This is a genomic window from Agromyces mediolanus (genome assembly GCF_023715325.1).
GTDB lineage: Bacteria > Actinomycetota > Actinomycetes > Actinomycetales > Microbacteriaceae > Agromyces > Agromyces mediolanus_A.
On sequence record NZ_JAMBNX010000012.1, the window covers coordinates 1 to 23644 of the forward strand.

Here is a 23644-nt window from a genome sequence, read left to right on the forward strand (position 1 = left end):
CCGCCCGCCCGCGCGCGACGATGACGGTGGCCGGCCATAGACTCCGCCGTAGACTTGGAGGTCGAGCCGGCGCATCCCGCCGGGCAGGAGGAGACTGTGGCGGCACGCACCGCGGCACGCGCCGCACCGAAGGCGAAGGCGGCCATCCCGCAGCTCGCGTGGAACGCCGTCCGGCCGGCCCCCGTCGTGCTCGTCGCCGGCGCCGAAGACGTGCTCGCGGAGCGCGCGATCAGCATGCTCCGCGACTTCCTCCGTGCCGAAGACCCCGCGCTCGAGGTGAGCGACCTCGAAGCCGATGCCTATCGTCGCGGCGAACTGTTGACGCTCGCGAGCCCGTCGTTGTTCGGTGAGCCGCGCCTCATCCGGGTCTCCGGGGTCGAGAAGGCGAGCGACGACTTCCTGCTCGATGCGCTCGACTACCTCGAGCAGACCGCGGAATCGACGACGCTCGTGCTCCGCCACCGCAACGGCCAGCGCGGCAAGAAGCTGCTCGACGCCATCCGGGCGGGCACGGGCGGCGGTATCGAGATCGTCTGCGCCGAACTCAAGAAAGACGCCGAGAAGCAGGACTTCGCCGCCACGGAGTTCCGTGCTGCCGGGCGAAAAGTGACCCCCGGCGCACTGCGCGCCCTCGTCGGGGCCTTCAGCGACGACCTCGCCGAACTCTCCGCCGCGTGCCGGCAGCTCATGGCCGACGCCCCGGGCGACATCGACGAGAAGCTCGTCGCCAAGTACTACGGCGGCCGGGTCGAGACGACGGCGTTCACCGTCGCCGACGCCGCGATCGCCGGCCGGCACGGCGAAGCGCTCATCGCCCTCCGGCACGCGCTCGACAGCGGGGCCGACCCCGTGCCGATCGTCGCCGCTTTCGCGATGAAGGTGCGCACCATGGCGAAGGTCTCGGGGGCACGTGGCGGCGGTGCGCAGCTGGCATCGTCGCTCGGCATGGCCCCCTGGCAGGTCGATCGGGCGCGTCGGGACCTCGCCGGCTGGGACGACGCCGGCCTCGCCCGCACCATCGAGGCCCTCGCGACCACCGACGCGGCCGTGAAGGGCGCAGAACGCGACCCGGTGTTCGCGCTCGAACGGCTCGTCGGCATCATCGCCTCGCGCGGCCGCGACTGATCCCCCTCAGCGCCCCGCCCCCTCAGCACACGCCCCGGCCCTGCCCACCCAGCACCCCCGGCCCCGCTGCACGCGAGTTGCACGATGAATCGCTCGGCGCGCCACTCCGGATGGCGCTCCGAGCGATTCATCGTGCAACTCGCGCCCGCGACCGAACCGCCGTGGCACGCCGCCGAACGGGCCCGGGAACGACGAAGGCCCCGCCGGAGCGGGGCCTTCGAGGTGTGCTGCTGCGACTCAGAGCGCGGCGGCCTGCTTCGCGATCGCCGACTTGCGGTTCGCGGCCTGGTTCTTGTGGATGACGCCCTTCGAGACGGCCTTGTCCAGCTTGCGGTTCGCGACGCGAACGGCGGCGGTCGCCTTGTCCTTGTCGCCACCGGCGATCGCCTCGCGCGCAGCGCGGACGACGGTCTTGAGCTCGCTCTTGACGGCCTTGTTGCGCTCCTCGGCCTTGCGGTTGGTGCGGATGCGCTTGATCTGCGACTTGATGTTTGCCACGTGGATTCTTTCGTTGTCGTGCGGTACGGGATGTGCCGCGAACGGTAGAGGGGCCGCCGCGACGTTTCGTGCGGGGTGGGACCCACACGCAAGCCAACAGGCAACGATACCAGCTCCCGGCTGGCTGCACCAAAGCGAGCAGGTGCGGCTCAGCCGGGAGACCGCGCGTCGCGCGCCGCGGTTCGCACGGCCGCCCGCCGCTCGAGTTCGGCGACGGCGCCGAGCACGACGGCCGTGAACGCCTCCGGGCGGCTGAGGCTCACGAGGTGGGTGGCGCCCGGCACCACGACGAGGCGGCCGTCCGTCACCGCGCGGGCCAGCCGGCGCTCCTCGAGCCGGAAATGGTCGAGCTGTCCGTTCACGAGCCACACCGGGCAGCGCACCGCCGAGAGGGAGGCCTCGAGATCGATCGTGCCGACCGCGGTGAGGGTGGGGCGCATGACGTCGAGCGCGACGCCACCGGCGACGACGTCGCGGGCCGCCGCGGGGGAGAGCATGAGCCGCACGAATCCGTCGTTCAGGGCCCGTCCGCGATCGGGCAGTCGGCCGATGGCCTCGGCCAGCGCCAGGTACCCCCGCAGGCCGGCGCCGCGGGGACGGGTACCGCACGACGCCGCGACGAGCCCGTCGAGGAGCTCCGGATGCCTCGCCGCGGTCTCGATCGCGAGGTAGCCACCGAGGCTCAGGCCGACGAGCAGCCGGGGGACCGCCGCCCCGTCCGCCGCCCCGCGTCCGTGCCCCTCGCGAAGCGCTTCAGCGATCGCGTCGATCGCGCCGTCCAGGGTGAACGGCTCGCCGATCCGGTCGCCGTGCCCCGGCAGGTCGATCGCCACCGCCTCGACGTCGTAGCGCGCGAGCGCCTCGAGCTGCGCGCGCCACATCGTCGACGAGGTGCGGATGCCGTGCACGAGCACGACGCGGGCGCGGCCCACGCTCAGCCCGCCCTGATCGCACCGAGCTCGCGCGCCCGCGCGACCGCGGCTGTGCGGGACCCGACGTCGAGCTTCGTGAAGATGTGCACGAGATGGCTCTTCACGGTGGCCTCGCTGAGGAACAACGCCCGGCCGATCTCGCGGTTGGAGCGCCCCTCGGCGACGAGCGTCAGCACCTCGGCTTCGCGCGCGGTGAGGCGTTGCTCCGCCCCGTCGGCGGCGGCGAGCCGGGAGGACACGGCCGGGGCGAGCGCGGTCTCGCCCGCCGCCGCGAGCCGGACCGCGGCGAGGAGTTCCTCGGGTGGCGCGTCCTTCAGGAGGTAGCCGCTGGCGCCGGCCTCGATCGCGCCGAGGATGTCGGCGTCGGTGTCGTAGTTCGTCAGGACGAGCACCCGCGGCGCGGCGGGGAGGGCGCGGATGCGCCGGGTGGCCTCCGCACCTTGCAGCTCGCCCGGGAACTGGAGGTCCATGAGCACGAGGTCGACGCCGTCGCCGGCGAGCCGGACCGCCTCGGCCGCGGTGCCGGCCTCCGCCACGACGACGAGCTCCGGGTCGGCCTCGAGCATCGCCCGGATCCCGGCGCGGACGACGGGATGGTCGTCGGCGAGCATCAGCCGGATCATGCGGGCACCACCGGGATGCGCACGACGACGGCGGTGCCCTCGCCCGGTGCCGACTCGACGTCGGCGGTGCCGCCGAGCCGCTCGGCGCGGCGCCGGATCGCCGGGAGGCCGAATCCCTCGCCCGCCTCGGCCTTCCGAGGGTCGAAGCCGATGCCGTCGTCGACGACGTCGAGCGCGACCTCGTCGCCGAGGAAGCTCAGCGTGAGCTCGGCGTGCCTGGCCCGCGCATGTCCGACGACGTTCGCGAGCGAGCCCTGCGCGATTCGGAGGAGGGTCGCCTCGACCGCCATCGGCAGCGCGGTCGGCTCGCCGCTCGTCGAGAAGCTCGCCCGCACCGCGGCGCCCGACTGCTCGGCCTGCGCGTTCGCCGAGGCGACGAGGCGTTGCAGGGCGGCCGGCAGCCCGCGGCCGTCGAGCGGGGCAGGGGTGAGCTCGCGGATGAAGCGCCGCGTCTCCTGCAGGTTCTCCGCCGCCGTCTCACGGGCGAGTTCCAGGCGTTCGCGGGTGCGGTCGTCCTGCACGTCGCGCTCGGCCGCGTGGAGGAGCATCTGGATGCTCGACAGCCCCTGTGCGACGGTGTCGTGGATCTCGCGGGCGAGCCGTTCGCGCTCGGCTTTGGTGCCCGCCTCCCGGCTCGCCGCGGCGAGCTCCTCGCGCGTGGCCATGAGATCGAGGATGAGCGCCTGGCGTTCCCGGGTCTCCTGGGCCATCGCGCGATAGCCGAGTCCGATGACGATCGCGACCCCGGCGCTGATGAACGGGCCGAGCACGCTCCCTGGCTCGAAACCGAGGTGCATCGTCGTGCTGGCCACGGAGATCGCGAAGGTGACGATCACGAGGGGCACGGCGATGGAGGCGGCGAGCACGTGCAGTTCGAGGAAGAAGAGCGGGAACGCGAGGAACGCCGCATCGGGCGTGAGTACGCTGAGCGCCGCCCAGAGCGCGAGCAGGCCGATGAGCCAGAGCACTCGCGCCCACACCGGGAGGTGCCGGTGCGCGGCGGCGACGCCCGCGCCGTACCAGGCGAGGAACACGATCGAGAGCACCGTGACGGGCACCTCGAGCCCGTCGTCCGCGACGAGCGCCCGGATCACGACGAAGAGCGTGAGCCCGACGACGAGCACGTGGAGCCCGGCGCGGAGCGCGATGAACACCGGGCGCAGCGCGGAGGGCTGCACCCGCGCTTCTGCGGGGGCTTCGAGCACGGCCATGATGGGCCTCAGCGTAGCCCCGGCGGCCTGACCGGGGCATCCGTCGAAAGTCGCACCCGAAGTCATGGGAGAATCGACCGATGTCTCCGAGAGCTGTGAACCCGCCGGTGCCTGCTGCCACCGACCCCGCGCTGATCCGCAACTTCTGCATCATCGCGCACATCGACCACGGCAAGTCGACCCTCGCCGACCGCATGCTGCAGATCACGGGGATCGTCTCCGACCGGGACATGCGGGCGCAGTACCTCGACCGGATGGACATCGAGCGCGAGCGCGGCATCACCATCAAGAGCCAGGCCGTCCGCATGCCGTGGGCGGTCGCCGACGACACCGGTCGCGATGTCGCGTACGCGCTGAACATGATCGACACCCCGGGGCACGTCGACTTCAGCTACGAGGTCTCGCGCTCGCTCGCCGCGTGCGAGGGGGCGATCCTGCTCGTCGACGCGGCGCAGGGGATCGAGGCGCAGACGCTCGCGAACCTCTACCTGGCGCTCGAGAACGACCTCGAGATCATCCCGGTGCTGAACAAGATCGACCTGCCCGCCGCCGAGCCGGAGAAGTACGCGCGCGAGCTCGCCGACCTCATCGGCGGCTCACCCGACGACGTGATGAAGGTCTCGGGCAAGACCGGTCTCGGCGTCGAGGCGCTCCTCGACCGCGTCGTGCAGCGCATCCCGGCCCCGGTCGGCGATGCCACCGCCCCGCCGCGGGCGATGATCTTCGACTCCGTCTACGACAGCTACCGCGGCGTCGTCACCTACGTGCGCATGGTCGACGGGCAGCTGAACCCGCGCGAGCGCATCCAGATGATGTCGACCAAGGCGACGCACGAGATCCTCGAGATCGGCGTGAGCGCGCCCGAGCCGACCCCCAGCAAGGGCCTCGGCGTGGGCGAGGTCGGCTACCTCATCACGGGCGTGAAGGACGTGCGCCAGTCCAAGGTGGGCGACACGGTCACCACCGCGGTGAAGCCGGCCGCCGAAGCCCTCGACGGCTACACCGAGCCGCTGCCGATGGTCTTCTCCGGGCTGTACCCGATCGACGGCAGCGACTACCCGGAGCTGCGCGAGGCCCTCGACAAGCTGAAGCTCTCGGATGCCGCGCTCGTCTACGAGCCCGAGACCTCGGTGGCGCTCGGCTTCGGCTTCCGTGCCGGCTTCCTGGGGCTCCTGCACCTCGAGATCGTCACCGAGCGGCTCCGCCGGGAGTTCGGTCTCGACATCATCGCGACCGCCCCCTCGGTGGTCTACGAGGTCACGACGGAAGACAAGAAGACGGTCACCGTCACGAACCCGAGCGAGTTCCCGACGGGCGCCAAGATCGCCGAGGTGCGCGAGCCGATGGTGAAGGCCGCGATCCTCGCGCCGAAGGACTACGTCGGCACGATCATGGAACTGTGCCAGTCACGACGCGGCACCCTGCTCGGCATGGAGTACCTCGGTGAGGACCGTGTCGAGATCCGCTACGACATGCCGCTCGGCGAGATCGTGTTCGACTTCTTCGACCACCTGAAGTCGAAGACCGCCGGCTACGCCTCGCTCGACTACGAGCCCTCCGGCGACCAGGCGGCCGACCTCGTGAAGGTCGACATCCTGCTCCAGGGCGAGCAGGTCGACGCGTTCAGCGCCATCGTGCACCGCGACAAGGCGTACGCCTACGGCGTGCTGATGACCGGGCGGCTCCGCGAGCTCATCCCGCGCCAGCAGTTCGAGGTGCCGATCCAGGCGGCGATCGGCGCCCGCATCATCGCGCGCGAGTCCATCCGGGCCATGCGCAAGGACGTCCTCGCGAAGTGCTACGGCGGCGACATCAGCCGCAAGCGCAAGCTCCTCGAGAAGCAGAAGGAGGGCAAGAAGCGCATGAAGATGGTCGGCCGCGTCGAGGTCCCCCAGGAGGCGTTCATCGCCGCGCTCTCGGGCGACACCGAGTCCAAGGACTCCAAGAAGAAGTAGGGAGCGCGTCATGAAGCGACGGAGCTCGTTCACCGACCAGTCGGTGACGTACGGGGCGATCGGGGCCACGCAGGCCCCCGATCTCCTCCGCTACCCGCCGGAGGGGTACCGCCCGGCGGAGGACAGCGTGAAGATCGGCTCGGGGCGCGAGCGCTTCGACAAGGCCGCGGAGGAGCTGATGACCTGGGGCGTCCAGCGCGGCGCCGGATTCGAGGTGCTCGACGTCACCGCCGGCACCGGCACCCAGTACACCGGCATCGCCTACGACGGCGAAGGGACGCCCGCGGCGGGTGCGCAGCCGCACACCGAGCAGCGTTTCGCCGCCGACGGCACGCCGTACCTCGCCGCGGGGATGACCGCAACGCTGCGCTCGCAGCGCCGGTTCGGGCACCACGACACGCAGGTGCTCGTGGTCTACGTCATCGACGAGCCCGACCGCATCGGCTTCGCCTACGGCACCACCGGCGGCGGCGAGGAGAGCGGCGAGGAGTCGTTCGTGCTCGAGCGCCGTGAGGACGACAGCGTGTGGCTCACGATCCGCTCGGTGCTGCAGACCGCGGGCGGCGCGCGCGCCGTCGTCGCGCCGGCTGTGCGCCGGCGTCGCCGCGAGCTCACCCAGCGGGAGCTGCGCGCGCTGCACCCCGCCTTCGTCTGAGCCGTGGCCGGACCGCTGCCGATCGGCGACCCCGCGCCGCCTGACGGGCTCCTGCCCGCGCAGTCGGTCGATGGCGCCGCCGACCGCGCGCTCGGGCTCTACGTGCACGTGCCGTTCTGCCGGGTGCGCTGCGGGTACTGCGACTTCAACACCTACACCGCGGGCGAGCTGCGCGGGGTGAAGCAGGCCGACTACGCCGAGCAGGCGGTCGGCGAGCTGCGCTTCGCCGCGGCGGCGCTCGAGGCTTCCGCGCTCCCGGCCCGCGAGCTCAGCACCGTGTTCTTCGGGGGCGGAACCCCGACGCTGCTCCCGGCGGCCCAGCTGGTCGGCGTGCTCGCGGCCGCTCGACGTGAGTTCGGCATCCAGCCCGGCGCCGAGGTGACGACCGAGGCGAACCCGGACTCGGTGGACGCCGCGTACCTCGCCGAGCTCCGCGCGGGCGGTTTCACGCGCGTCTCCTTCGGCATGCAGTCCGCGGTGCCGAGCGTGCTCGCCACCCTGGACCGCACCCACGACCCCGCCAGAGTTCCGCTCGTCGTCGAATGGGCGCGCGAGGCGGGGCTCGACGTCAGCCTCGACCTGATCTACTCGACCCCGGGGGAGCGGCTCGCGGACTGGCGCACGAGCCTCGAGGCGGCGATCGCCGCCTCACCCGACCACCTGAGCGCCTACTCCCTCATCGTGGAGGACGGCACGAAGCTCGCCCGCCAGGTGCGCCGCGGCGAGCTGCCAGCACCCGACGACGACCTCGCGGCGGACATGTACGAGCTCGCCGACGAACTGCTCGGCGGGGCGGGCTTCGCGTGGTACGAGGTCAGCAACTGGGCGCGCGGCGACGAGCACCGCTCTCGGCACAACCTCGGCTATTGGCGGGGCGACGACTGGTGGGGCGTCGGGCCCGGCGCGCACAGCCACGTCGGCGGTGTGCGCTGGTGGAACGCGAAGCACCCGGCCGCCTACGCCGAGCGGATCGCGGCGGGAGTCTCTCCCGCCGTCGGTCGCGAGACGCTCGACGCGGCGACGCGCGAGACCGAGCGGGTGCTGCTCGGCACCAGGATCCGTGAGGGGCTCGAGATCGCCTCGCTCCCGGAGGCGGGGCGCTCCGCGGTCGCCGGCCTCATCGCCGACGAGCTCGTCGAGCCGAGGGCGGCGCTCGCCGGTCGGCTGACGCTCAGCCGTCGCGGTCGGCTGCTCGCGGACGCGGTGGTCCGGCGGCTGCTCGACTGAGCTCGGGTGGCGCCGGAACGCCGAATCGCCCGCCTCCGCGGGGGAGACGGGCGATTCGAGGATGCTTCGATCAGCTCACGAACTTGATCGACATCGGGTAGACGTAGGGCTGGCCCTGGTTCGCCTTGATGGCGGCGATGATGCTGAACACGATCACCACGATGGCGACCGCGATGAGCACGAAGAAGCCGATGATGACGATGGACAGGATGCCGCCGACCACGCTCGCGATGAGCATGGTGAGCTGGAAGTTCAGCGCCGTCGCGGTGTGCGCGCGCACGAACGGGCCCTTGTCCTTCAGCAGCAGGTAGCCGAGCAGCGCCGGGATGAAGCCGAAGAAGATGCCGCCGATGTGCACGAGCGTCGCCCAGAGCTTCTCATCGGCCGGGCTGAGCGGCTGCGACTGCTGGTAGGGGCTGCCGGGCGGCGGGGCCGGCGGGCCGGGAGGCGGCGGCGTCGGCGGGGTCGGTGGGGTGGGCACGTCGGTCATGGAAGGCCTCCTGGCTGCACCGCCTGCGCGGTGGGATGGTCGGACGCCTCCATGGTGGCAGAAACGGCGCGCCGGACGGAAGGGCCCGTCCGGCGCGCCGCCGGTGCTGCTGCGGCCTGGAGCGGCCGGGGTCGACTACTTGATGAGGCGGAGGGCGAAGGGGTAGCGGTAGTGCTGGCCGTCCTTCACGCGCAGGAACGCGATGATCGAGAAGACGATCGAGATGACCCAGACGGCGAGCGAGATGAGGCCGCCGATGAGGATGATCGAGAGCACGGCGCCGATGACGTAGCCGATGAGCATCGTGATCTGGAAGTTCAGCGCCTCCTTCGCCTCGACGTTCGTGAACTGGCCGCGGTCCTTGAAGACGAGCCAGATGATGAGCGAGGGCAGGAAGCCGAGGATGCCGCCCAGGTGGGCGAACGAGGCCCACTGGATGTCCTGGTCCTGCGGGAGCGGCCCGGCGGTGGCGGCCGGCTGCGGGGGGACGGGCTGCTGGGGCGGCACGTTCGGGTCGGGCGTCTGTGCGTTGGGGTCGGTCATGGCGATGCCTTTCGGGGCTGGGGATCGGCCGCGGCTCGTGCTGACCCGTTCGGGGGACGGCTCGCGGACTCGGGATCACCGTAGCGCCGCGCGTTGGGCGTCGCAACGCCCGCGGCGCAGGATGTCGCGATAGGATTGGCACTCGAAGAACACGAGTGCCAACATGCGGGAGGAGGGGCAGATGGTCTCCGATCGAGGACTCGCCGTGCTCCGCGCGATCGTGCAGGACTACGTCGCCTCCCGCGAGCCCGTCGGCTCGAAGACGATCGTCGAGCGGCACGCCTTCGGCGTCTCCGCCGCGACGATCCGGAACGACATGGCGCTGCTCGAAGAAGAGGAGCTGATCGCGGCCCCGCACACGTCGTCGGGGCGCATCCCGACTGACAAGGGCTATCGCGTCTTCGTCGACCAGCTGAGCGAACTGCGGCCGATGAGTCAGGCCCAACGGCACGCGATCGAGACCTTCCTGGGGGAGTCGAGCGACCTCGACGAGCTCCTCGCCCGAACCGTGCGCCTGATCGCCCAGCTCACGAACCAGCTCGCCGTCGTGCAGTACCCGAGCTTCGCGAGCTCCCGGGTGCGCCACGTCGAACTCGTGGCGCTCGCGCCCGACCGCGTGCTCTGCATCCTCATCACGGATTCGGGGCAGGTCGAGCAGCGCGTCGCCGAGCTCGGCTCGCCGGTCGACGAGGAGACCCTCGCCTCGCTCCGCGCGCGCTTCAACGAGCTCGCGGCCGGGCGCACGCTCGCCGAGGCGGCACAGGCGCTCTCCGGCGAGGTGCCCGCGGTCGATCCGCGGCACGCGCAGGTGCTGCACACCCTCGCGACGACCCTGGCCGAGCAGGCGCGCGTGCAGCGAGGCGACCGCCTCGTCGTCGCCGGCGCCGCGAACCTCGTGCGCACCGAGCAGGACTTCGCCGGCTCGATCCTCGGCGTCATCGAGGCGATCGAGGAGCAGGTCGTACTGCTGAAACTCTTCGGCGAGATGGCGGCCGACCAGCACGGCGTCGCCGTCAGCATCGGACGTGAGAACGCGCCGTTCGGGCTCGCCGAGACCTCGGTCATCGCGAGCTCGTTCGCGGTCGCCGGGCGCGATGTGTCGCGACTCGGCGTCGTGGGTCCGACGCGCATGGACTACACCACGAGCATGGCGGCGGTCCGCGCGGTCGCGCGCTATCTCTCCCGCACACTCGGCGAGCACTGACCCGCCGCCGTCATCGACCGGCCGGCCTCCGGCACCCATCGAAAGGAACCGCCCTCCGTGGCAGACCACTACGAGGTCCTCGGCGTCTCCCGCGACGCCACCCCTGACGAGATCAAGAAGGCGTACCGACGCCTCGCCCGCGAGCTCCACCCCGACGTCAACCCGGGCGCCGAGGCATCCGAGCGGTTCAAAGAGGTCACGCACGCCTACGACGTGCTCTCCGACCCGAAGCAGCGTCAGCAGTACGACCTCGGGGGCCAGGGCGGGTTCGGCGGCCAGGCCGGCTTCGGCGGCTTCGGCGACATCTTCGAGACCTTCTTCGGCGGCGGCCAGCAGAGCCGCGGGCCCCGCTCGCGCCGCGAGCGCGGGCAGGACGCGCTGATCCGCGTCGAGCTCGGCCTCGAGGAGGTCATCTTCGGCACCCACCGCGAGCTCGAGGTCGACACGGCCGTCGTCTGCGAGACCTGCCACGGCAGCTGCTGCGCGCCGGGAACCTCGCCCGTCACCTGCGACATCTGTCACGGCACCGGGCAGATCCAGCGCACGGTCCGTTCGCTGCTCGGCAACGTGGTGACCTCGAGCCCCTGCGGTTCCTGCCGCGGCTACGGCACGGTCATCGCGACGCCCTGCGTCACCTGCCAGGGCCAGGGGCGGGTCCGCGCCCGCCGCACGGTTCCGGTGGACATCCCCGCGGGCGTCGACACCGGCCTCAGGCTGCAGATGCCGGGCTCCGGCGAGGCCGGCCCCGCCGGCGGCCCGAACGGCGACCTCTACCTGGAGATGAAGGTGAAGACCCACGAGGTCTTCAGCCGCGACGGCGACGACCTGCTCTGCACGCTCGAGGTCGCGATGACGGACGCCGTCCTCGGCACGAGCACCACGGTGCACGCCCTCGACGGCGATGTCGAGCTCGAGCTGAAGCCCGGCCTGCAGTCGGGCGAGGTGATCACGATCAAGGACCGCGGAGTCACCCGGCTCCGCGGCAACGGGCGCGGCGACCTCCGCATCGGCGTCCACGTGCTGACGCCGACGAAGCTCTCCGGCAAGGAGCGGGAGCTCGTCGAGAAGCTCGCGGCCTCGCGCAAGCAGAAGGCGCCCGAACTCGCGCACTTCCAGCAGGGGCTCTTCGCGAAGCTCCGCGACCGGTTCCTGGGCTGAGATGGCGAGCCTCTACCTCGACGAGGGCGCGGAGCTCCAGGCGCGCGGCGTCGGCGATGTCGTGCGACTCGGCGGTCAGGAGGCGCGGCATGCGCTGCAGGTCGCCAGAGTGCGCGTCGGCGAGCGGATCGCGATCGGCGACGGGCGCGGCACCATCGTCACCGGACCGGTGATCGAGAGTGGTCAGGGCGAACTCGCGATCGAGGTCGTCGAGGTCGACCACGAGCCGCCGACGACCCCTGCGCTCGTGCTCGTGCAAGCGCTGGCCAAGGGCGACCGGGACGAGCTCGCCGTCCAGGCGGCCACCGAGCTCGGGGTCGACCGCATCGTGCCCTGGGCGGCGGCCCGCTCCGTCTCGCGCTGGGAGGGCCCGAAAGCCGACAAAGGGCGTCAGCGCTGGGCGACGATCGCCCGCGAGGCGAGCAAGCAGTCGATCCGGGCCCGGGTGCCCGAGGTCACGGCGGCGACGCCGACCGCCCGGCTGCCTGAGCTGCTCGCCGACACCCGGCTGCTCGTGCTCGAACCGAGCGCCGAGCGCGGCCTCGCGCAGCTCGAGCTCGACGAGCGTCCGCTCGCGCTGCTCGTCGGGCCGGAGGGCGGCATCGCCCCCGAGGAACTCGCCCGACTGGCCGCCGCGGGCGCCGAGCCGGTGCGCCTCGGTCGCACCGTGCTGCGCACCTCGACCGCCGGTCCCGCCGCGATCGCCCTCCTCAGCGCCAGGCTCGGGCGGTGGTGAGGCATCCGTCGCTACGATGGAGCTATGACCGCCCCGGCCGCTGAACCCACCGTCTTCGAGCGCATCGCCGCGCGCGAGATCCCCGCGACGATCGTCGCCGAGACCGAGCGGGTCATCGCGTTCCGGGACATCGCGCCGCAGGCGCCCGTCCACGTCGTCGTGACTCCGAAGCAAGGGCACTACCGCGACGTCGTCGAGCTCGCCGCCGGCGACCCCGGGCTCCTCGCGGAGCTCGTCGAGGTCGCGCGCGGCGTCGCCGACGAGCTGGCCGACGGCCAGTTCCGACTCATTTTCAACACCGGCGAGGGTGCGGGCCAGACCGTGTTCCACGTGCACGCGCACGTCCTCGCCGGCGGCCTCGAGGAGCGCACGCTTGCCGGCTGAGCCGATGAATGACCAGGGTGCCGACGAGCGCCCCCGCCCCGACGAAGAACTGCTGCACATCGACGGCATCGAGATGGTGCGCCTGCTCGGTCCGCAGGACCGGTTGCTCGCGCAGATCCAGCGCGAGTATCCGGGCGTCACCGTGCACGTCCGCGGCAACCAGATCTCGATCCGCGGCGAGGAGGCCGAGCGGCTCCGCGCCCGGCGCCTCGTCGAGGAACTGCTGGCACTCGTCCGGCAGAACCAGGACCCGACGACGACCGAGGTGACGAGCTCGGCCCGCATCCTCGAGCAGGATCCCGCGGCGCGGCCCTCCGAGCTGCTCGGGCAGGTGATCGTCTCGAGCCGGGGCAAGCAGATCCGACCGAAGACCGAGGGCCAGCGCGCCTACGTCGACGCGATCGACGAGCACACCATCGTCTTCGGCATCGGCCCCGCGGGCACCGGCAAGACCTACCTCGCCATGGCGAAGGCCGTGCAGGCGCTCCAGCGCAAAGAGGTCAGCCGCATCATCCTCACTCGGCCGGCCGTCGAGGCGGGGGAGCGACTCGGCTTCCTGCCCGGCACCCTGACCGACAAGATCGACCCGTACCTCCGGCCGCTCTACGACGCGCTCAACGAGATGATGGACCCGGAGCTCGTGCCGAAGCTGCTCGCCTCCGGCACCGTCGAGGTCGCACCGCTCGCGTACATGCGCGGGCGCACGCTGAACGACTCCTTCGTCGTGCTCGACGAGGCGCAGAACACCACGCCCGAGCAGATGAAGATGTTCCTCACCCGGCTCGGCTTCGGCTCGAAGATGGTCGTCACGGGCGACATCACCCAGATCGACCTGCCGGGCGGAGCTTCCGGCCTGCGCATCGTCACGCGCATCCTCGACGGCATCGACGACATCGCCTTCGCCCGGCTGACGAGCGACGACGTGGTCCGGCACACCCTCGTCGGCCGCATCGTCGACGCCTACACGGAGTTCGACCAGCGCCAGCAGGCGCAGCGCTACGAGCGGGCCGAGGCTCGCGAGTTCGCCAACCGGGCCGAGCGCCGCGGGCGCGGTGCGATCGGCGGCCCCAGAGACCACCTGCCGAGAAAGGCGAAGTGAGCGAGGCATGAGCATCGAGATCAACAACGAGTCGGCGATCGAGGTCGACGAGGCCGCGATCCAGCGGCTCGCCGTCTACGCGCTCGACGCGATGCACGTGCACGTCGACGCCGAGCTCGCGATCGTGCTCGTCGACGAGGGCGCCATGGAGCAGCTGCACGTGCAGTGGATGGACGAGCCCGGCCCGACCGACGTGCTCAGCTTCCCGATGGACGAGCTCCGTCCGGGCACCGAAGACCAGCCGACCCCGCCGGGCCTCCTCGGCGACATCGTGCTCTGCCCCCAGGTGGCGGAAGCGCAGGCGAAGACGGCCGGGCACACCCTGACCGACGAGCTGCTGCTGCTGACCGCGCACGGCATCCTGCACCTCCTGGGCTTCGACCATGCCGAGCCCGCCGAGGAGAAGGAGATGTTCGGCATCCAGCGCGACCTCCTCGTCGGCTTCGCCATGCAGGAGCGACGTCGCTGACGATGGAAACCTGGTACTTCCTCGTCGCCGCCTTCGTGCTCGTGGCCTTCGGCGGCCTGATGGCGGCGGTCGACTCCGCGATCGGCTCGAGCTCCCGCGCCGACATCGTCGAGCTCGCCGAGGGCTCGCGCGCGAAGCGCTCGCTCACCGCCATCGCGGAGGACACCGGCGCGCACGTGAACGCGGTGAACTTCATGCGCATCCTCGCCGAGACGACGGCCGCCGTGCTGGTGACCCTCGCCTTCGCGAGCTTCCTCGACAACCCGTGGCTCGTGCTGCTGTGGTCCGCGCTCATCATGACGGCGGTCTCGTTCGTCCTCGTCGGCGCGAGCCCGCGCAGCGTCGGGCGGGCCCACGCGCCGGTCGTGCTGCGGCTGACCGCACCCCTCGTGCATTTCCTCCGGGTGCTGCTCGGCCCGCTCGCGGGCGCCCTCGTGCAGCTCGGCAACCGGGTCACGCCGGGCCGGATCCGCTTCGCGGGGGTCTCCAGCGAGGAGCAACTGCTCAGCATGGTCGACGAGGCGACGGAGCTGGACGTGCTCGAAGAGGGGGACCGTGAGCTCATCCACTCGATCTTCGAGTTCAACGACACGGTCGTGCGCGAGGTCATGGTGCCGCGCACCGACATGATCACGATCGACGCGACCGCGCACCTGCAGCAGGCGATGAGCGTGTTCCTGAGCGCGGGGTACTCCCGGATCCCGGTGATCGGCCTCGACTCCGACGACGTCACCGGCATCCTCTACCTCCGCGACCTCGCGAAGCTCGGCTTCGAACGTCCGCTCGACGCCGAGCACCTCACCGTGGGGCAGCTCGCCCGTCCGGCCGTGTTCGTGCCCGACTCGATGAAGGCCGACGCCCTGCTCCGCCAGATGCAGACGACCTCGAACCACCTCGCGATGGTCGTCGACGAGTACGGCGGCATCGCCGGCCTCGCCACCATGGAAGACCTGATCGAGGAGCTCGTCGGCGACATCTCCGACGAGTACGACCGCGAGACGCCCGAGGTCGAGGCGCTCGGCGACGGGCGGTACCGGGTGAGCGCGAGGCTCGCGATCGACGAGCTCGGCGAGCTCTTCGGCCTGGAGCTCGACGACGACGACGTCGACACCGTCGGGGGGCTGCTCGCCAAGGCGCTCGGCCGGCTGCCGCAGCGCGGCGACCGGGCGACGACGAGCGGGCTCGAGCTCGAGGCCGAGCGCACCGAGGGGCGGCGCCGACGCATCTCGACCGTGCTGGTCTCCGCCGACGCGGCCCTCATCGACGCCACCGCGGCCTTCGTCGGCGACGCAGAACAGGAGCACCACCGTGACTGAGTACCGTGCAGGATTCGTCTCCTTCGTCGGCCGGCCGAACGTGGGCAAGTCGACGCTCACCAATGCGCTCGTCGGTGAGAAGGTCGCCATCACGAGCTCGAAGCCGCAGACGACCAGGCGGGCCATCCGCGGCATCGTGCACCGACCGCACGGACAGCTGATCCTCGTCGACACCCCGGGCCTCCACCGGCCGCGCACCCTGCTCGGCGAGCGGTTGAACGCACTCGTGCAGACGACGCTCGGCGACGTCGACGTGATCGCGTTCTGCGTGCCGGCGAACGAGCCGATCGGCCCCGGCGACCGCTTCATCAACGAGCAGCTCGAGCAGTACCCGCGGGCGAAGAAGGTGGCGATCGTCACGAAGACCGACGCCGCCTCGAAGGCGAAGGTCGCCGAGCAGTTGCTCGCCGTCTCCGGACTGCGGGAGTGGGACGCGATCGTGCCGGTGTCTGCACCCCGCGGGGAGCAGCTCGAGGTGCTCGTCGACGAGCTGCTCTCGCTCACGCCGACATCGAGCCATCCGCTCTACCCGGAGGAGACCACGACCGACGAGGACGTGACCGAGCGCATCGCCGAGTTCGTCCGGGAGGCCGCCCTCGAAGGCGTCTCCGACGAGCTGCCGCACTCGATCGCGGTGACCGTCGACGACCTGATCGAGCGGGAGGACAAAGACCTCGTCGAGATCTACGCGAACGTCGTCGTCGAGCGCGACAGCCAGAAGGGCATCATCATCGGCAAGGGCGGCGCCCGGCTGAAGGAGGTCGGCGCGACGGCCCGGGTCGAGATCGAACGGCTGCTCGGCCGCAAGGTCTACCTCGCGCTGCACGTGAAGGTCGCGAAGGACTGGCAGCGCGACCCGAAGCAGCTCGGCCGGCTCGGCTTCTGAGCGCGGGCGATCACCGGGTGGGCGGGCGAGGGGCGGATGCCTCGGCGGTCCGTCTGCAGGATGATTCCGGCGCGAACGGCGTGAATGCCGGGGGAGCCGGGCGTACGGTGGTTCGATGCGCACGACTCTGAGCCGCGGTCGCCTGACGACCGACATCGTGCTCGCGGGCGTGTTCGCGCTCGTCTCACTCCCGCTCGCGCTCCTCGGCAACGTCTTCGACCTCGTCGCGCTCGCGGGATTCGCGGGCGCGCTGGCGGTGCGCCGGCTCTCGCCCGCGTGGTCCCTCGGCATCGCCTGGATGGCCGCCGTGGTGCAGATGGCGACGCTCCGCGAGCTGCAGCTCTACGACGTGGCGGTGCTCGGCGTGCTCTACTCGACGGCCGCGCACGGCGCCCCGATCGTGAAGTGGCTGGGCCTCGTCTCCGCCGGTGTCGGCTCCGTCGTCGCGACCCTGTACCTCGGGTTGCTGAAGCCGGCCCTCGCCCAGAGCGGCGATTTCCTGTTCGCGCAGGACAACGCCGTCGCGCTCACCCTGTGGCTCGGTGTCACCTTCGTCGCGGCGATCTCCGTGCTGGTGCTGAGCTGGACGGCGGGCCTGCTCGTGCGGGCGGTCCGCGACTCGCGGGAGATCCGCCGCCGCGAGGAGGTCGCGCTCCGCGAGCGAGAGCTGGCCGAGTACCGGTACGTGGTCGAGCAGGAGCGCAACCGCATCGCGCGCGACATGCACGACGTCGTCGCGCACTCCCTCGCGGTCGTGATCGCCCAGGCGGACGGCGCCCGGTTCGCGGCCCGCACCAGGCCTGAGACCGCGGTCGAAGCGCTCGGCACCATCGCGGGCGTGGCCCGTGGAGCGCTCGGCGACGTTCGGATGCTGCTCGCGGAGCTCCGCCACGCGGAGACCGACACGCCCCAGCCCGTGCTCGACGACCTCGAGGAGCTGCTCGCGCAACTGCGCGCCGCGGGGCTCGAGGTGGAGCTCGTCGAACAGGGCCCGCGGATCGAGCTCGGCACCGGCCACCAGATCGCCGTCTACCGCATCGTTCAGGAGGCGCTCACGAACGCGCTCCGGCACGGCGACGCCGAGCGGCCCGTCGACGTCGTGCTCGCCTGGCAGCAGGACGGTGTCGTCGCCACCGTCACGAACCACACTCATCCGGGAGCGGAGCCCGTCGCCGGGCGCGGCGCCCGGCACGGCATCCCGGGCATGCGCGAGCGCGCACAGCTCACGGGCGGCCAGCTCACGATCGAGACCGAAGACAACCGGTTCCGGGTGATCGCCCGGATCCCGGCGCAGCATGGGAGCACCCGATGACCGAGATCCGCGTCTGCCTCGTGGACGACCAGGCCCTGTTCCGTGCGGGCATCCGCATGCTCATCGAGTCGCAACCCGACCTCTCCTTCGCCGGGGAGGCCGCCGACGGGGCCGCCGGGGCGGCGCTCGCGAACCGGGCACGGCCCGACGTCGTGCTGATGGACGTGCGGATGCCCGTGCTCGACGGCATCGCGGCCACCGAGCGGATCCTCGCCGACGCCGATCGTGATGGCTACCCCGCGCCGCGGGTGCTCGTGCTCACGACCTTCGACCTCGACGAGAACGCGGCGCGGGCGATCCGGGCCGGCGCGAGCGGCTTCGTGCTGAAGGACGCCGACCCCGAGTTCCTGCTCGCCGCCATCCGCACCGTGCACCAGGGCAATGCCGTCATCGCGGCGAACGCGACCCGCAACCTCATCGCGCACGCCGGCCGGGGCAGCGAGCGCAGCCCGGCACCGCCCGCGTGGGGCGAACTCACGCCGCGCGAGCGCGAGATCTTCGCCCTCGCCGCGAAGGGGCTCTCGAACTCGGAGATCGCGACGAGTGAGTACCTGAGCGAGGCGACCGTGAAGACGCACGTCAGCCGCATCCTCGCGAAGCTCGGGCTGCGCGACCGGGTGCAGCTCGTCGTCTTCGCGTACGAGCACGAGCTCTGAGCGTCATCCTGCCGCCTGCCGCCTGCCGACGGTCATCCTGCAGGATGACGGCGGACCATCCGCCGGCCGGATGACCGGGGCGAGCCGGTTCCGTAGCGTCGAAGACATGCAGATCCAACCCTCAGACCTCGGCCTCATCGCCCGCGTCGCCGCCCTCGGCAAGCGCTACGGCAGCGGCGCCGGTCAGGTCACCGCGCTCGACGACGTCTCGCTCGGGCTGCGCCGCGGCGAGTTCACCGCGATCATGGGGCCGTCCGGTTCCGGCAAGTCGACGCTCATGCACATCATGGCCGGACTCGACACGCCGAGCTCCGGGCAGGTGTGGCTCGGTGATACCGAGATCACCTCGTTGCCCGACAGCGCCCTGACCGTGCTCCGCCGTCGCCGCGTCGGCTTCATCTTTCAGTCCTTCAACCTCGTCCCCACGCTCGACGTGCGCGGCAACGTGCTGCTCCCGTTCGAACTCGACGGTCGCAAGCCGAGCCTCGACGAGCGCATGTGGATCGAGGAGCTCTACGAGGTGCTGGGCCTGAAGAGCCGGCTCGGCCACCGCCCGCACGAGCTCTCCGGCGGGCAGCAGCAGCGGGTGGCGATCGCCCGGGCGCTCGCCACCCGGCCCGACCTCGTCTTCGCCGACGAACCGACCGGCAACCTCGACTCCCGCACCGGGCGCGAGGTGCTGGGCCTGCTCGCCGGGGCGAGCGCCGGCTACGGCCAGTCGATCGCGATGGTCACCCACGACCCGATCGCCGCGAGCCACGCCGATCGCATCCTCTACCTCGCCGACGGGCGGATCGTGCGCGACGCCGGGCGTTCGACGCCCGAGGAGATCGCCTCGTTCATGCTCTCGATGGAAACCGCGGCCTGATGCGCGCCCGGCTGAAGGACCAGGTCCCCACATTCCTCGTGGCGCTGCTCGCGGGCACCTTCGGTGTCCTGCTGCTGCACGTCACCGGCATGCTCGCCGTCGCGATCGCCGCGGACTCCGTCACGGGCGACAGTGACACGGTGGCGCTCATGCTGCCGATCGTCGCGTGGGTGTTCATCGTGATCGCGATCTACGTGAGTGCGGTCGTGACGACGAACACGGTGGCCACCGTCGTCGCCGGCCGGACCCGCCTCATCGCGCTCCTGCGACTCATCGGCTCCTCGGCGCGCGCCGAGCGGGGACGCATCGCACGCGAGGGCCTCGCGGTCGGGTTCGCCGGCGCCGCCGCGGGCATCGTGCTCGGCACCGCGGCAGCATTCGGCCTGCAGCGTGTCGCGGTCGCGACCGGGGTCATGCCGGACGTCGCCTACCAGTACGCGAACGTCTCCGTGCTGCTGCCGGCCATCGCCGTCGTGCTCACCACGTGGCTCGCCTCGTGGGTCGGGTCCCGCCGCGTGCTGCGGGTGCGCCCGATCGAGGCGATCGGCCAGTCGGTCGAGTCCGACCGCGAGGAGCTCGTCCGCCGACGCGGCCGCAACATCGCCGCGGTGGTGCTCATCGTGCTCGGCACGGGGCTGCTCGCGGTGGGCATCGTCGTCGGCCTCGTCCGACCCGAGGGAGTGCTCATCGGCTTGCTCGGCGGCATCCTCTCCTTCTCCGGCATCGTGCTCGCGGCCCACATCGTCATGCCCCCGGTGCTCCGCCTCGTCGGCCGACTGTTCGGCCGGACCCCGGCGGCGCGCATCGCCGCGGAGAACGCGGTGCGGAACCCGGAGCGCTCCTCACGGATGACGATCGGCCTCGTGATCGGCGTCACCCTCGTCACCACCTTCTCCGTGACGATGGAGTCCTACCGCGCCATGATCCACGCGGCGATCGAGGCGCAGCCCGAGGTGTTCGCCGGCGTCGAAGGCATGCTGAACGTGACCATCGCGATCTTCGCCGTGCTCATCGGGTTCAGCGCCCTGATCGCCGCCATCGGCCTGGTGAACACCCTGTCGCTCAGCGTGCTGCAGCGCACCCGCGAGCTCGGGCTGCTGCGTGCGCTCGGTTTCGAGGCGCGGCAGCTGCGCGGCATGATCGTCGCCGAGGCGGCGGCGCTCACCATCGCGGCGACGATGACCGGGCTCGTGCTCGGCTTCGTCTACGGCTGGGCGGGCGCGCAGGCGCTGCTCGGCGGGGCGCAGGGGCAGCCGGTGTTCATCCTCCCCGGCATCCCGTGGGCGATGATCGGCATCCTGATCGTCGCCGCCGGCCTGCTCACGGCGATCGCGTCGATCGCCCCGGCGCGCCGGGCCATGCGGGTGTCGCCGGTCGTGGCGCTCGCCGCCGACTGACGTCGGCCACCAGACCGGGCACCAGGGGGGTGCCCGCCGGGCGGGACCGGGGCTCCGTGGGGGATGCTCCGGTTCCGCCCCTCTCCGTCGCGGTGCTACCCTGGTTCCGTGCTTCACGGCCTGCTTCTCCTTAGCTGCCGCAGCGAGTCCTCGTTCTAGGCCTCCCTCGCTGCGGAGTTCGTCGTCGGCTGCCACCGGACTGAAGCGAGAAGAGAGCACCATGCAGAACACCCAGAAGCCGTCCCCGATGCCCGTGCACCGGTACCGTCCGTACCACGAGCAGCTCCGCGTCGAGCTGCCCGACCGCACCTGGCCCGACCAGCGCATCACCGAGGCGCCGCGCTGGTGCGCGGTCGACCTCCGCGACGGCAACCAGGCCCTCATCGACCCGATGAGCCCCGAGCGCAAGCGCATCATGTTCGAGCTGCTCGTGAAGATGGGCTACAAGGAGATCGAGGTCGGCTTCCCGAGCGCCAGCCAGACCGATTTCGACTTCGTCCGCCAGCTCATCGACGACGGCGCCATCCCCGACGACGTCACGATCCAGGTGCTGACCCAGGCGCGCGACCACCTCATCGAGCGCACCTACGAGGCGATCGCCGGTGCGAAGCAGGCGATCGTGCACCTCTACAACTCGACGAGCGTGCTGCAGCGCGAGGTCGTGTTCCGCACCGACCGCCAGGGCATCGTCGACATCGCCCTGCACGGCGCGCGCAAGTGCCGCGAGATGGAGTCGACCGTCCCGGGCACGACCGTCTACTACGAGTACTCGCCCGAGAGCTACACGGGGACCGAGCTGGAGTTCGCGGTCGAGGTCTGCAACCAGGTGCTCGAGATCTTCGAACCGACGCCCGAGCGCAAGGTCATCATCAACCTGCCCGCGACGGTCGAGATGGCCTCGCCGAACGTCTACGCCGACTCGATCGAGTGGATGAGCCGGCATCTCGCGCACCGCGAGAACGTCATCCTCTCGCTGCACCCGCACAACGACCGCGGCACCGCGATCGCCGCGGCGGAGCTCGGCTACCTCGCGGGCGCCGACCGCATCGAGGGCTGCCTCTTCGGCAACGGCGAGCGCACCGGCAACGTCGACCTCGTCGCCCTCGGCATCAACCTGTTCACGCAGGGCATCGACCCGCAGATCGACTTCAGCGACCTCGACGGGATCAAGCGCACCGCCGAGTACTGCAACCAGCTGCCGGTGCACGAGCGCAGCCCCTGGGCCGGCGACCTCGTCTACACCGCGTTCAGCGGCTCGCACCAGGATGCCATCAAGAAGGGCTTCGAGGCGATGGAGGCGAAGGCCGAGGCGGCCGGCGTGACCGTCGACGAGCTCGAGTGGGCGGTGCCCTACCTCCCGGTCGACCCCAAGGACCTGGGCCGCAGCTACGAGGCCGTCATCCGGGTGAACTCGCAGTCGGGCAAGGGTGGCGTCGCCTACCTGCTGAAGAGCGACCACGCGCTCGAGCTGCCGCGCCGGCTGCAGATCGAGTTCTCCGGCGTCGTGCAGGCGAAGACCGACGCCGAGGGCGGCGAGGTCACGAGCGACGAGATCTGGCGCATCTTCACCGACGAGTACCTGCCCGCGCCCGAGTCGCGCCCCGACGAGAAGTGGGGCCGATTCGAGCTGCTGAGCCTCCGCACCGAGAGCGACCTCGACGGCATCGTGAACGTGCGGGTCGGCCTCCGCGACGGCGCCGAGCGCGTCGACGCGGATGCGAGCGGCAACGGGCCGATCTCGGCGTTCCTCGCGGTGCTCGGTGCCGAGGGCGTGCAGGTGAAGCTCCGGGACTACGTCGAGCACACGCTCGCCGCGAGCGGCGACGCCGTCGCGGCCGCGTACGTCGAGCTCGAGGTCGAGGGCCGCGTGCTCTGGGGCGTCGGCATCGATGCGGATATCTCGACCGCCTCGCTGAAGGCCGTGGTCTCCTCGGTGAACCGCGCGCTGCGCGGGGTCTCGGTCGAGCCGGAGCCGGAGCTCGCCGCCGTCTGAGCCGATCCACGAGCTGTCGAGTCGCCCGCGTCCGCCCGGACCCGGGCGACTCGCCATTTCCAGAGTTGCCCAACTTTCATGAAAGTTGGGCAAGTCGGATTTGGGTGAGTCCCAGGTTGCCCAACTTTCATGAAAGTTGGGCAAGTCGGGGGTGGGGGTCAGCGGCGGATGACGGGGAGCACGCCGGTCTCGGTGGCGACCTTGCGCCGGTAGAGCATGCGCTGCTCGGGCAAGGAGAGGTCGAAGATCACGGCGAGCCAGCGGATGATGCTCGTCACCACGACGCACGCGACGCCGGCGATGAAGATGGGCACGCCGAAGAGCTCGAGCATGACGAGCACGAGGCATCCGGCCCCCGCGGCGACCGCGTAGAGCGAGCCGACGTGCATGATCGCGACGGGCAGGCTCATCAGCATGTCGCGGAGGATGCCGCCGCCGACCGCCGCGGCGACACCCACGAAGACGGCGGGCAGGATCGGCAGTCCGAGGCCGAGGGCCTTCGAGGTGCCGAAAGCGCCGAACATGCCGATCACGACCGCGTCGAGGCCCACGATGACCCCGTTCAGTCGACTGAGCGGCCCGGCGAGCAGCATGCCGACGAGCGACGCGGCGACCGCGGTGACGAGGTACCAGTTGCTCTGCAGCGCCCCGATGGGCTGGTTCAGCAGCAGATCGCGGATGATTCCGCCGCCGAAGCCCATCACGATGCCGACGATGGCGACGCCGAGCAGATCGAGGCGGCGTTCGCCGCGGAAGCCGGAGGCGAACAGCGCGCCCTGCACGCCGCCGAGGCCGACGGCGGTGAGGTCCAGCCAGAGCGGGATCATGAACTGCGAGGTCTCCACCCGCCTATTCTCGCAAGCGGATGCCTCGGATGGCCCCGTGTTCCGGCGGTTCGCCCGGGCTG

24 protein-coding genes are annotated in these 23644 nt (G+C 71.4%); 17 read left to right on the forward strand and 7 right to left on the reverse strand.

Going from position 1 to position 23644, the window contains the following annotated elements; translation table 11 throughout:
- Window positions 1-96: 96 nt before the first annotated feature.
- Window positions 97-1125: a DNA polymerase III subunit delta gene (gene holA / locus M3147_RS17170; protein ID WP_251204642.1), complete on the forward strand. Its 1029-nt coding sequence runs from the start codon at window positions 97-99 to the stop codon at window positions 1123-1125.
- Between the two features lie 237 nt (window positions 1126-1362).
- Here the strand turns inward: holA and rpsT are convergent, their stop codons facing one another.
- The 4 genes from rpsT to M3147_RS17190 form a co-directional block, all read right to left on the reverse strand.
- Complete coding sequence (rpsT, locus tag M3147_RS17175; protein ID WP_189086488.1) at window positions 1363-1623, reverse strand: 30S ribosomal protein S20; 261 nt, start codon at window positions 1621-1623, stop codon at window positions 1363-1365.
- A 149-nt stretch (window positions 1624-1772) separates the two neighbouring features.
- A complete protein-coding gene (locus M3147_RS17180; protein WP_251204643.1) occupies window positions 1773-2555 on the reverse strand; it encodes an alpha/beta fold hydrolase in 783 nt (260 codons plus the stop codon).
- Between the two features lie 2 nt (window positions 2556-2557).
- A complete protein-coding gene (locus M3147_RS17185) occupies window positions 2558-3178 on the reverse strand; it encodes a response regulator (protein WP_251204644.1) in 621 nt (206 codons plus the stop codon).
- Window positions 3175-4389 (reverse strand): sensor histidine kinase, encoded by a 1215-nt coding sequence (locus tag M3147_RS17190; protein WP_251204645.1) that lies wholly within the window; start codon window positions 4387-4389, stop codon window positions 3175-3177. The genes M3147_RS17185 and M3147_RS17190 overlap by 4 nt, the downstream gene beginning before the upstream one ends.
- Window positions 4390-4469: 80 nt before the next feature.
- On the opposite strand from M3147_RS17190, the gene lepA reads away from it, so the two are divergent.
- The 3 genes from lepA to hemW are packed head-to-tail and all read left to right on the forward strand — an operon-like array spanning window position 4470 to window position 8226.
- A complete protein-coding gene (gene lepA / locus M3147_RS17195; RefSeq protein WP_251204646.1) occupies window positions 4470-6344 on the forward strand; it encodes a translation elongation factor 4 in 1875 nt (624 codons plus the stop codon).
- Window positions 6345-6354: 10 nt separating this feature from the next.
- The gene (locus tag M3147_RS17200) at window positions 6355-6999 is read left to right on the forward strand and encodes a DUF1990 family protein (protein WP_251204647.1); all 645 of its coding nucleotides are present in this window, start codon (window positions 6355-6357) and stop codon (window positions 6997-6999) included.
- Window positions 7000-7002: 3 nt separating this feature from the next.
- A complete protein-coding gene (gene hemW / locus M3147_RS17205; protein WP_251204648.1) occupies window positions 7003-8226 on the forward strand; it encodes a radical SAM family heme chaperone HemW in 1224 nt (407 codons plus the stop codon).
- Window positions 8227-8296: 70 nt separating this feature from the next.
- Here the strand turns inward: hemW and M3147_RS17210 are convergent, their stop codons facing one another.
- Both M3147_RS17210 and M3147_RS17215 read right to left on the reverse strand, forming a co-directional pair.
- Window positions 8297-8716, reverse strand: coding sequence for a DUF4870 domain-containing protein (locus M3147_RS17210; protein ID WP_251204649.1), 420 nt, complete (start codon window positions 8714-8716; stop codon window positions 8297-8299).
- Window positions 8717-8851: 135 nt separating this feature from the next.
- Window positions 8852-9259 (reverse strand): DUF4870 domain-containing protein, encoded by a 408-nt coding sequence (locus tag M3147_RS17215; protein ID WP_251204650.1) that lies wholly within the window; start codon window positions 9257-9259, stop codon window positions 8852-8854.
- A 181-nt stretch (window positions 9260-9440) separates the two neighbouring features.
- Between M3147_RS17215 and hrcA the strand changes: the two genes are divergently transcribed.
- The 13 genes from hrcA (at window position 9441) to leuA (ending at window position 22737) form a co-directional block, all read left to right on the forward strand.
- On the forward strand, window positions 9441-10463 hold the full coding sequence (gene hrcA, locus M3147_RS17220) for a heat-inducible transcriptional repressor HrcA (protein WP_251204651.1): 1023 nt from the start codon (window positions 9441-9443) through the stop codon (window positions 10461-10463).
- A gap of 57 nt (window positions 10464-10520) precedes the next feature.
- Window positions 10521-11621, forward strand: a complete 1101-nt coding sequence (gene dnaJ, locus M3147_RS17225; protein WP_251204652.1) for a molecular chaperone DnaJ — start codon at window positions 10521-10523, stop codon at window positions 11619-11621.
- Window position 11622: 1 nt separating this feature from the next.
- Entirely contained in the window at window positions 11623-12357 is a 735-nt protein-coding gene (locus M3147_RS17230; RefSeq protein ID WP_251204653.1) for a 16S rRNA (uracil(1498)-N(3))-methyltransferase, read from the forward strand.
- 24 nt (window positions 12358-12381) lie between these two features.
- Window positions 12382-12741 carry a histidine triad nucleotide-binding protein gene (locus tag M3147_RS17235; RefSeq protein ID WP_251204654.1) on the forward strand — a complete coding sequence of 120 codons (360 nt, stop codon included), beginning with the start codon at window positions 12382-12384 and terminating at the stop codon, window positions 12739-12741.
- A gap of 4 nt (window positions 12742-12745) precedes the next feature.
- Window positions 12746-13840 carry a PhoH family protein gene (locus M3147_RS17240; protein ID WP_251204655.1) on the forward strand — a complete coding sequence of 365 codons (1095 nt, stop codon included), beginning with the start codon at window positions 12746-12748 and terminating at the stop codon, window positions 13838-13840.
- Window positions 13841-13847: 7 nt separating this feature from the next.
- On the forward strand, window positions 13848-14309 hold the full coding sequence (gene ybeY / locus M3147_RS17245; RefSeq protein ID WP_251204656.1) for an rRNA maturation RNase YbeY: 462 nt from the start codon (window positions 13848-13850) through the stop codon (window positions 14307-14309).
- 2 nt (window positions 14310-14311) lie between these two features.
- Window positions 14312-15625 carry a hemolysin family protein gene (locus M3147_RS17250; RefSeq protein ID WP_251204657.1) on the forward strand — a complete coding sequence of 438 codons (1314 nt, stop codon included), beginning with the start codon at window positions 14312-14314 and terminating at the stop codon, window positions 15623-15625.
- A complete protein-coding gene (gene era / locus M3147_RS17255; RefSeq protein WP_251204658.1) occupies window positions 15618-16511 on the forward strand; it encodes a GTPase Era in 894 nt (297 codons plus the stop codon). Before M3147_RS17250 ends, era begins: the two co-directional genes overlap by 8 nt.
- A 115-nt stretch (window positions 16512-16626) precedes the next feature.
- Window positions 16627-17823, forward strand: a complete 1197-nt coding sequence (locus M3147_RS17260) for a sensor histidine kinase (protein WP_251204659.1) — start codon at window positions 16627-16629, stop codon at window positions 17821-17823.
- Complete coding sequence (locus tag M3147_RS17265; protein WP_251204660.1) at window positions 17820-18479, forward strand: response regulator; 660 nt, start codon at window positions 17820-17822, stop codon at window positions 18477-18479. Before M3147_RS17260 ends, M3147_RS17265 begins: the two co-directional genes overlap by 4 nt.
- A gap of 106 nt (window positions 18480-18585) precedes the next feature.
- Complete coding sequence (locus M3147_RS17270; protein ID WP_189086470.1) at window positions 18586-19347, forward strand: ABC transporter ATP-binding protein; 762 nt, start codon at window positions 18586-18588, stop codon at window positions 19345-19347.
- A complete protein-coding gene (locus M3147_RS17275) occupies window positions 19347-20744 on the forward strand; it encodes an ABC transporter permease (RefSeq protein ID WP_251204661.1) in 1398 nt (465 codons plus the stop codon). Before M3147_RS17270 ends, M3147_RS17275 begins: the two co-directional genes overlap by 1 nt.
- A 220-nt stretch (window positions 20745-20964) precedes the next feature.
- Window positions 20965-22737, forward strand: a complete 1773-nt coding sequence (gene leuA, locus M3147_RS17280; RefSeq protein WP_251204662.1) for a 2-isopropylmalate synthase — start codon at window positions 20965-20967, stop codon at window positions 22735-22737.
- Between the two features lie 158 nt (window positions 22738-22895).
- Here leuA and M3147_RS17285 read toward each other — a convergent pair whose 3' ends face one another.
- Entirely contained in the window at window positions 22896-23564 is a 669-nt protein-coding gene (locus tag M3147_RS17285; RefSeq protein WP_251204734.1) for a trimeric intracellular cation channel family protein, read from the reverse strand.
- Between the last annotated feature and the right edge of the window lie 80 nt (window positions 23565-23644).

Excerpts from the sequence above, each read along its gene's own strand:
- M3147_RS17190 (WP_251204645.1), bottom strand. The coding sequence starts at position 4,389 with ATGGCCGTGCTCGAAGCCCCCGCAGAAGCGCGGGTGCAGCCCTCCGCG.
- M3147_RS17275 (WP_251204661.1), top strand. The coding sequence starts at position 19,347 with ATGCGCGCCCGGCTGAAGGACCAGGTCCCCACATTCCTCGTGGCGCTG.
- lepA (WP_251204646.1), top strand. The coding sequence starts at position 4,470 with ATGTCTCCGAGAGCTGTGAACCCGCCGGTGCCTGCTGCCACCGACCCC.
- M3147_RS17230 (WP_251204653.1), top strand. The coding sequence starts at position 11,623 with ATGGCGAGCCTCTACCTCGACGAGGGCGCGGAGCTCCAGGCGCGCGGC.
- M3147_RS17235 (WP_251204654.1), top strand. The coding sequence starts at position 12,382 with ATGACCGCCCCGGCCGCTGAACCCACCGTCTTCGAGCGCATCGCCGCG.
- M3147_RS17265 (WP_251204660.1), top strand. The coding sequence starts at position 17,820 with ATGACCGAGATCCGCGTCTGCCTCGTGGACGACCAGGCCCTGTTCCGT.
- M3147_RS17185 (WP_251204644.1), bottom strand. The coding sequence starts at position 3,178 with ATGATCCGGCTGATGCTCGCCGACGACCATCCCGTCGTCCGCGCCGGG.
- hrcA (WP_251204651.1), top strand. The coding sequence starts at position 9,441 with ATGGTCTCCGATCGAGGACTCGCCGTGCTCCGCGCGATCGTGCAGGAC.
- M3147_RS17210 (WP_251204649.1), bottom strand. The coding sequence starts at position 8,716 with ATGACCGACGTGCCCACCCCACCGACCCCGCCGACGCCGCCGCCTCCC.
- M3147_RS17240 (WP_251204655.1), top strand. The coding sequence starts at position 12,746 with ATGAATGACCAGGGTGCCGACGAGCGCCCCCGCCCCGACGAAGAACTG.
- M3147_RS17200 (WP_251204647.1), top strand. The coding sequence starts at position 6,355 with ATGAAGCGACGGAGCTCGTTCACCGACCAGTCGGTGACGTACGGGGCG.
- M3147_RS17270 (WP_189086470.1), top strand. The coding sequence starts at position 18,586 with ATGCAGATCCAACCCTCAGACCTCGGCCTCATCGCCCGCGTCGCCGCC.
- ybeY (WP_251204656.1), top strand. The coding sequence starts at position 13,848 with ATGAGCATCGAGATCAACAACGAGTCGGCGATCGAGGTCGACGAGGCC.
- M3147_RS17285 (WP_251204734.1), bottom strand. The coding sequence starts at position 23,564 with ATGATCCCGCTCTGGCTGGACCTCACCGCCGTCGGCCTCGGCGGCGTG.
- leuA (WP_251204662.1), top strand. The coding sequence starts at position 20,965 with ATGCAGAACACCCAGAAGCCGTCCCCGATGCCCGTGCACCGGTACCGT.
- M3147_RS17260 (WP_251204659.1), top strand. The coding sequence starts at position 16,627 with ATGCGCACGACTCTGAGCCGCGGTCGCCTGACGACCGACATCGTGCTC.
- M3147_RS17215 (WP_251204650.1), bottom strand. The coding sequence starts at position 9,259 with ATGACCGACCCCAACGCACAGACGCCCGACCCGAACGTGCCGCCCCAG.
- M3147_RS17250 (WP_251204657.1), top strand. The coding sequence starts at position 14,312 with ATGGAAACCTGGTACTTCCTCGTCGCCGCCTTCGTGCTCGTGGCCTTC.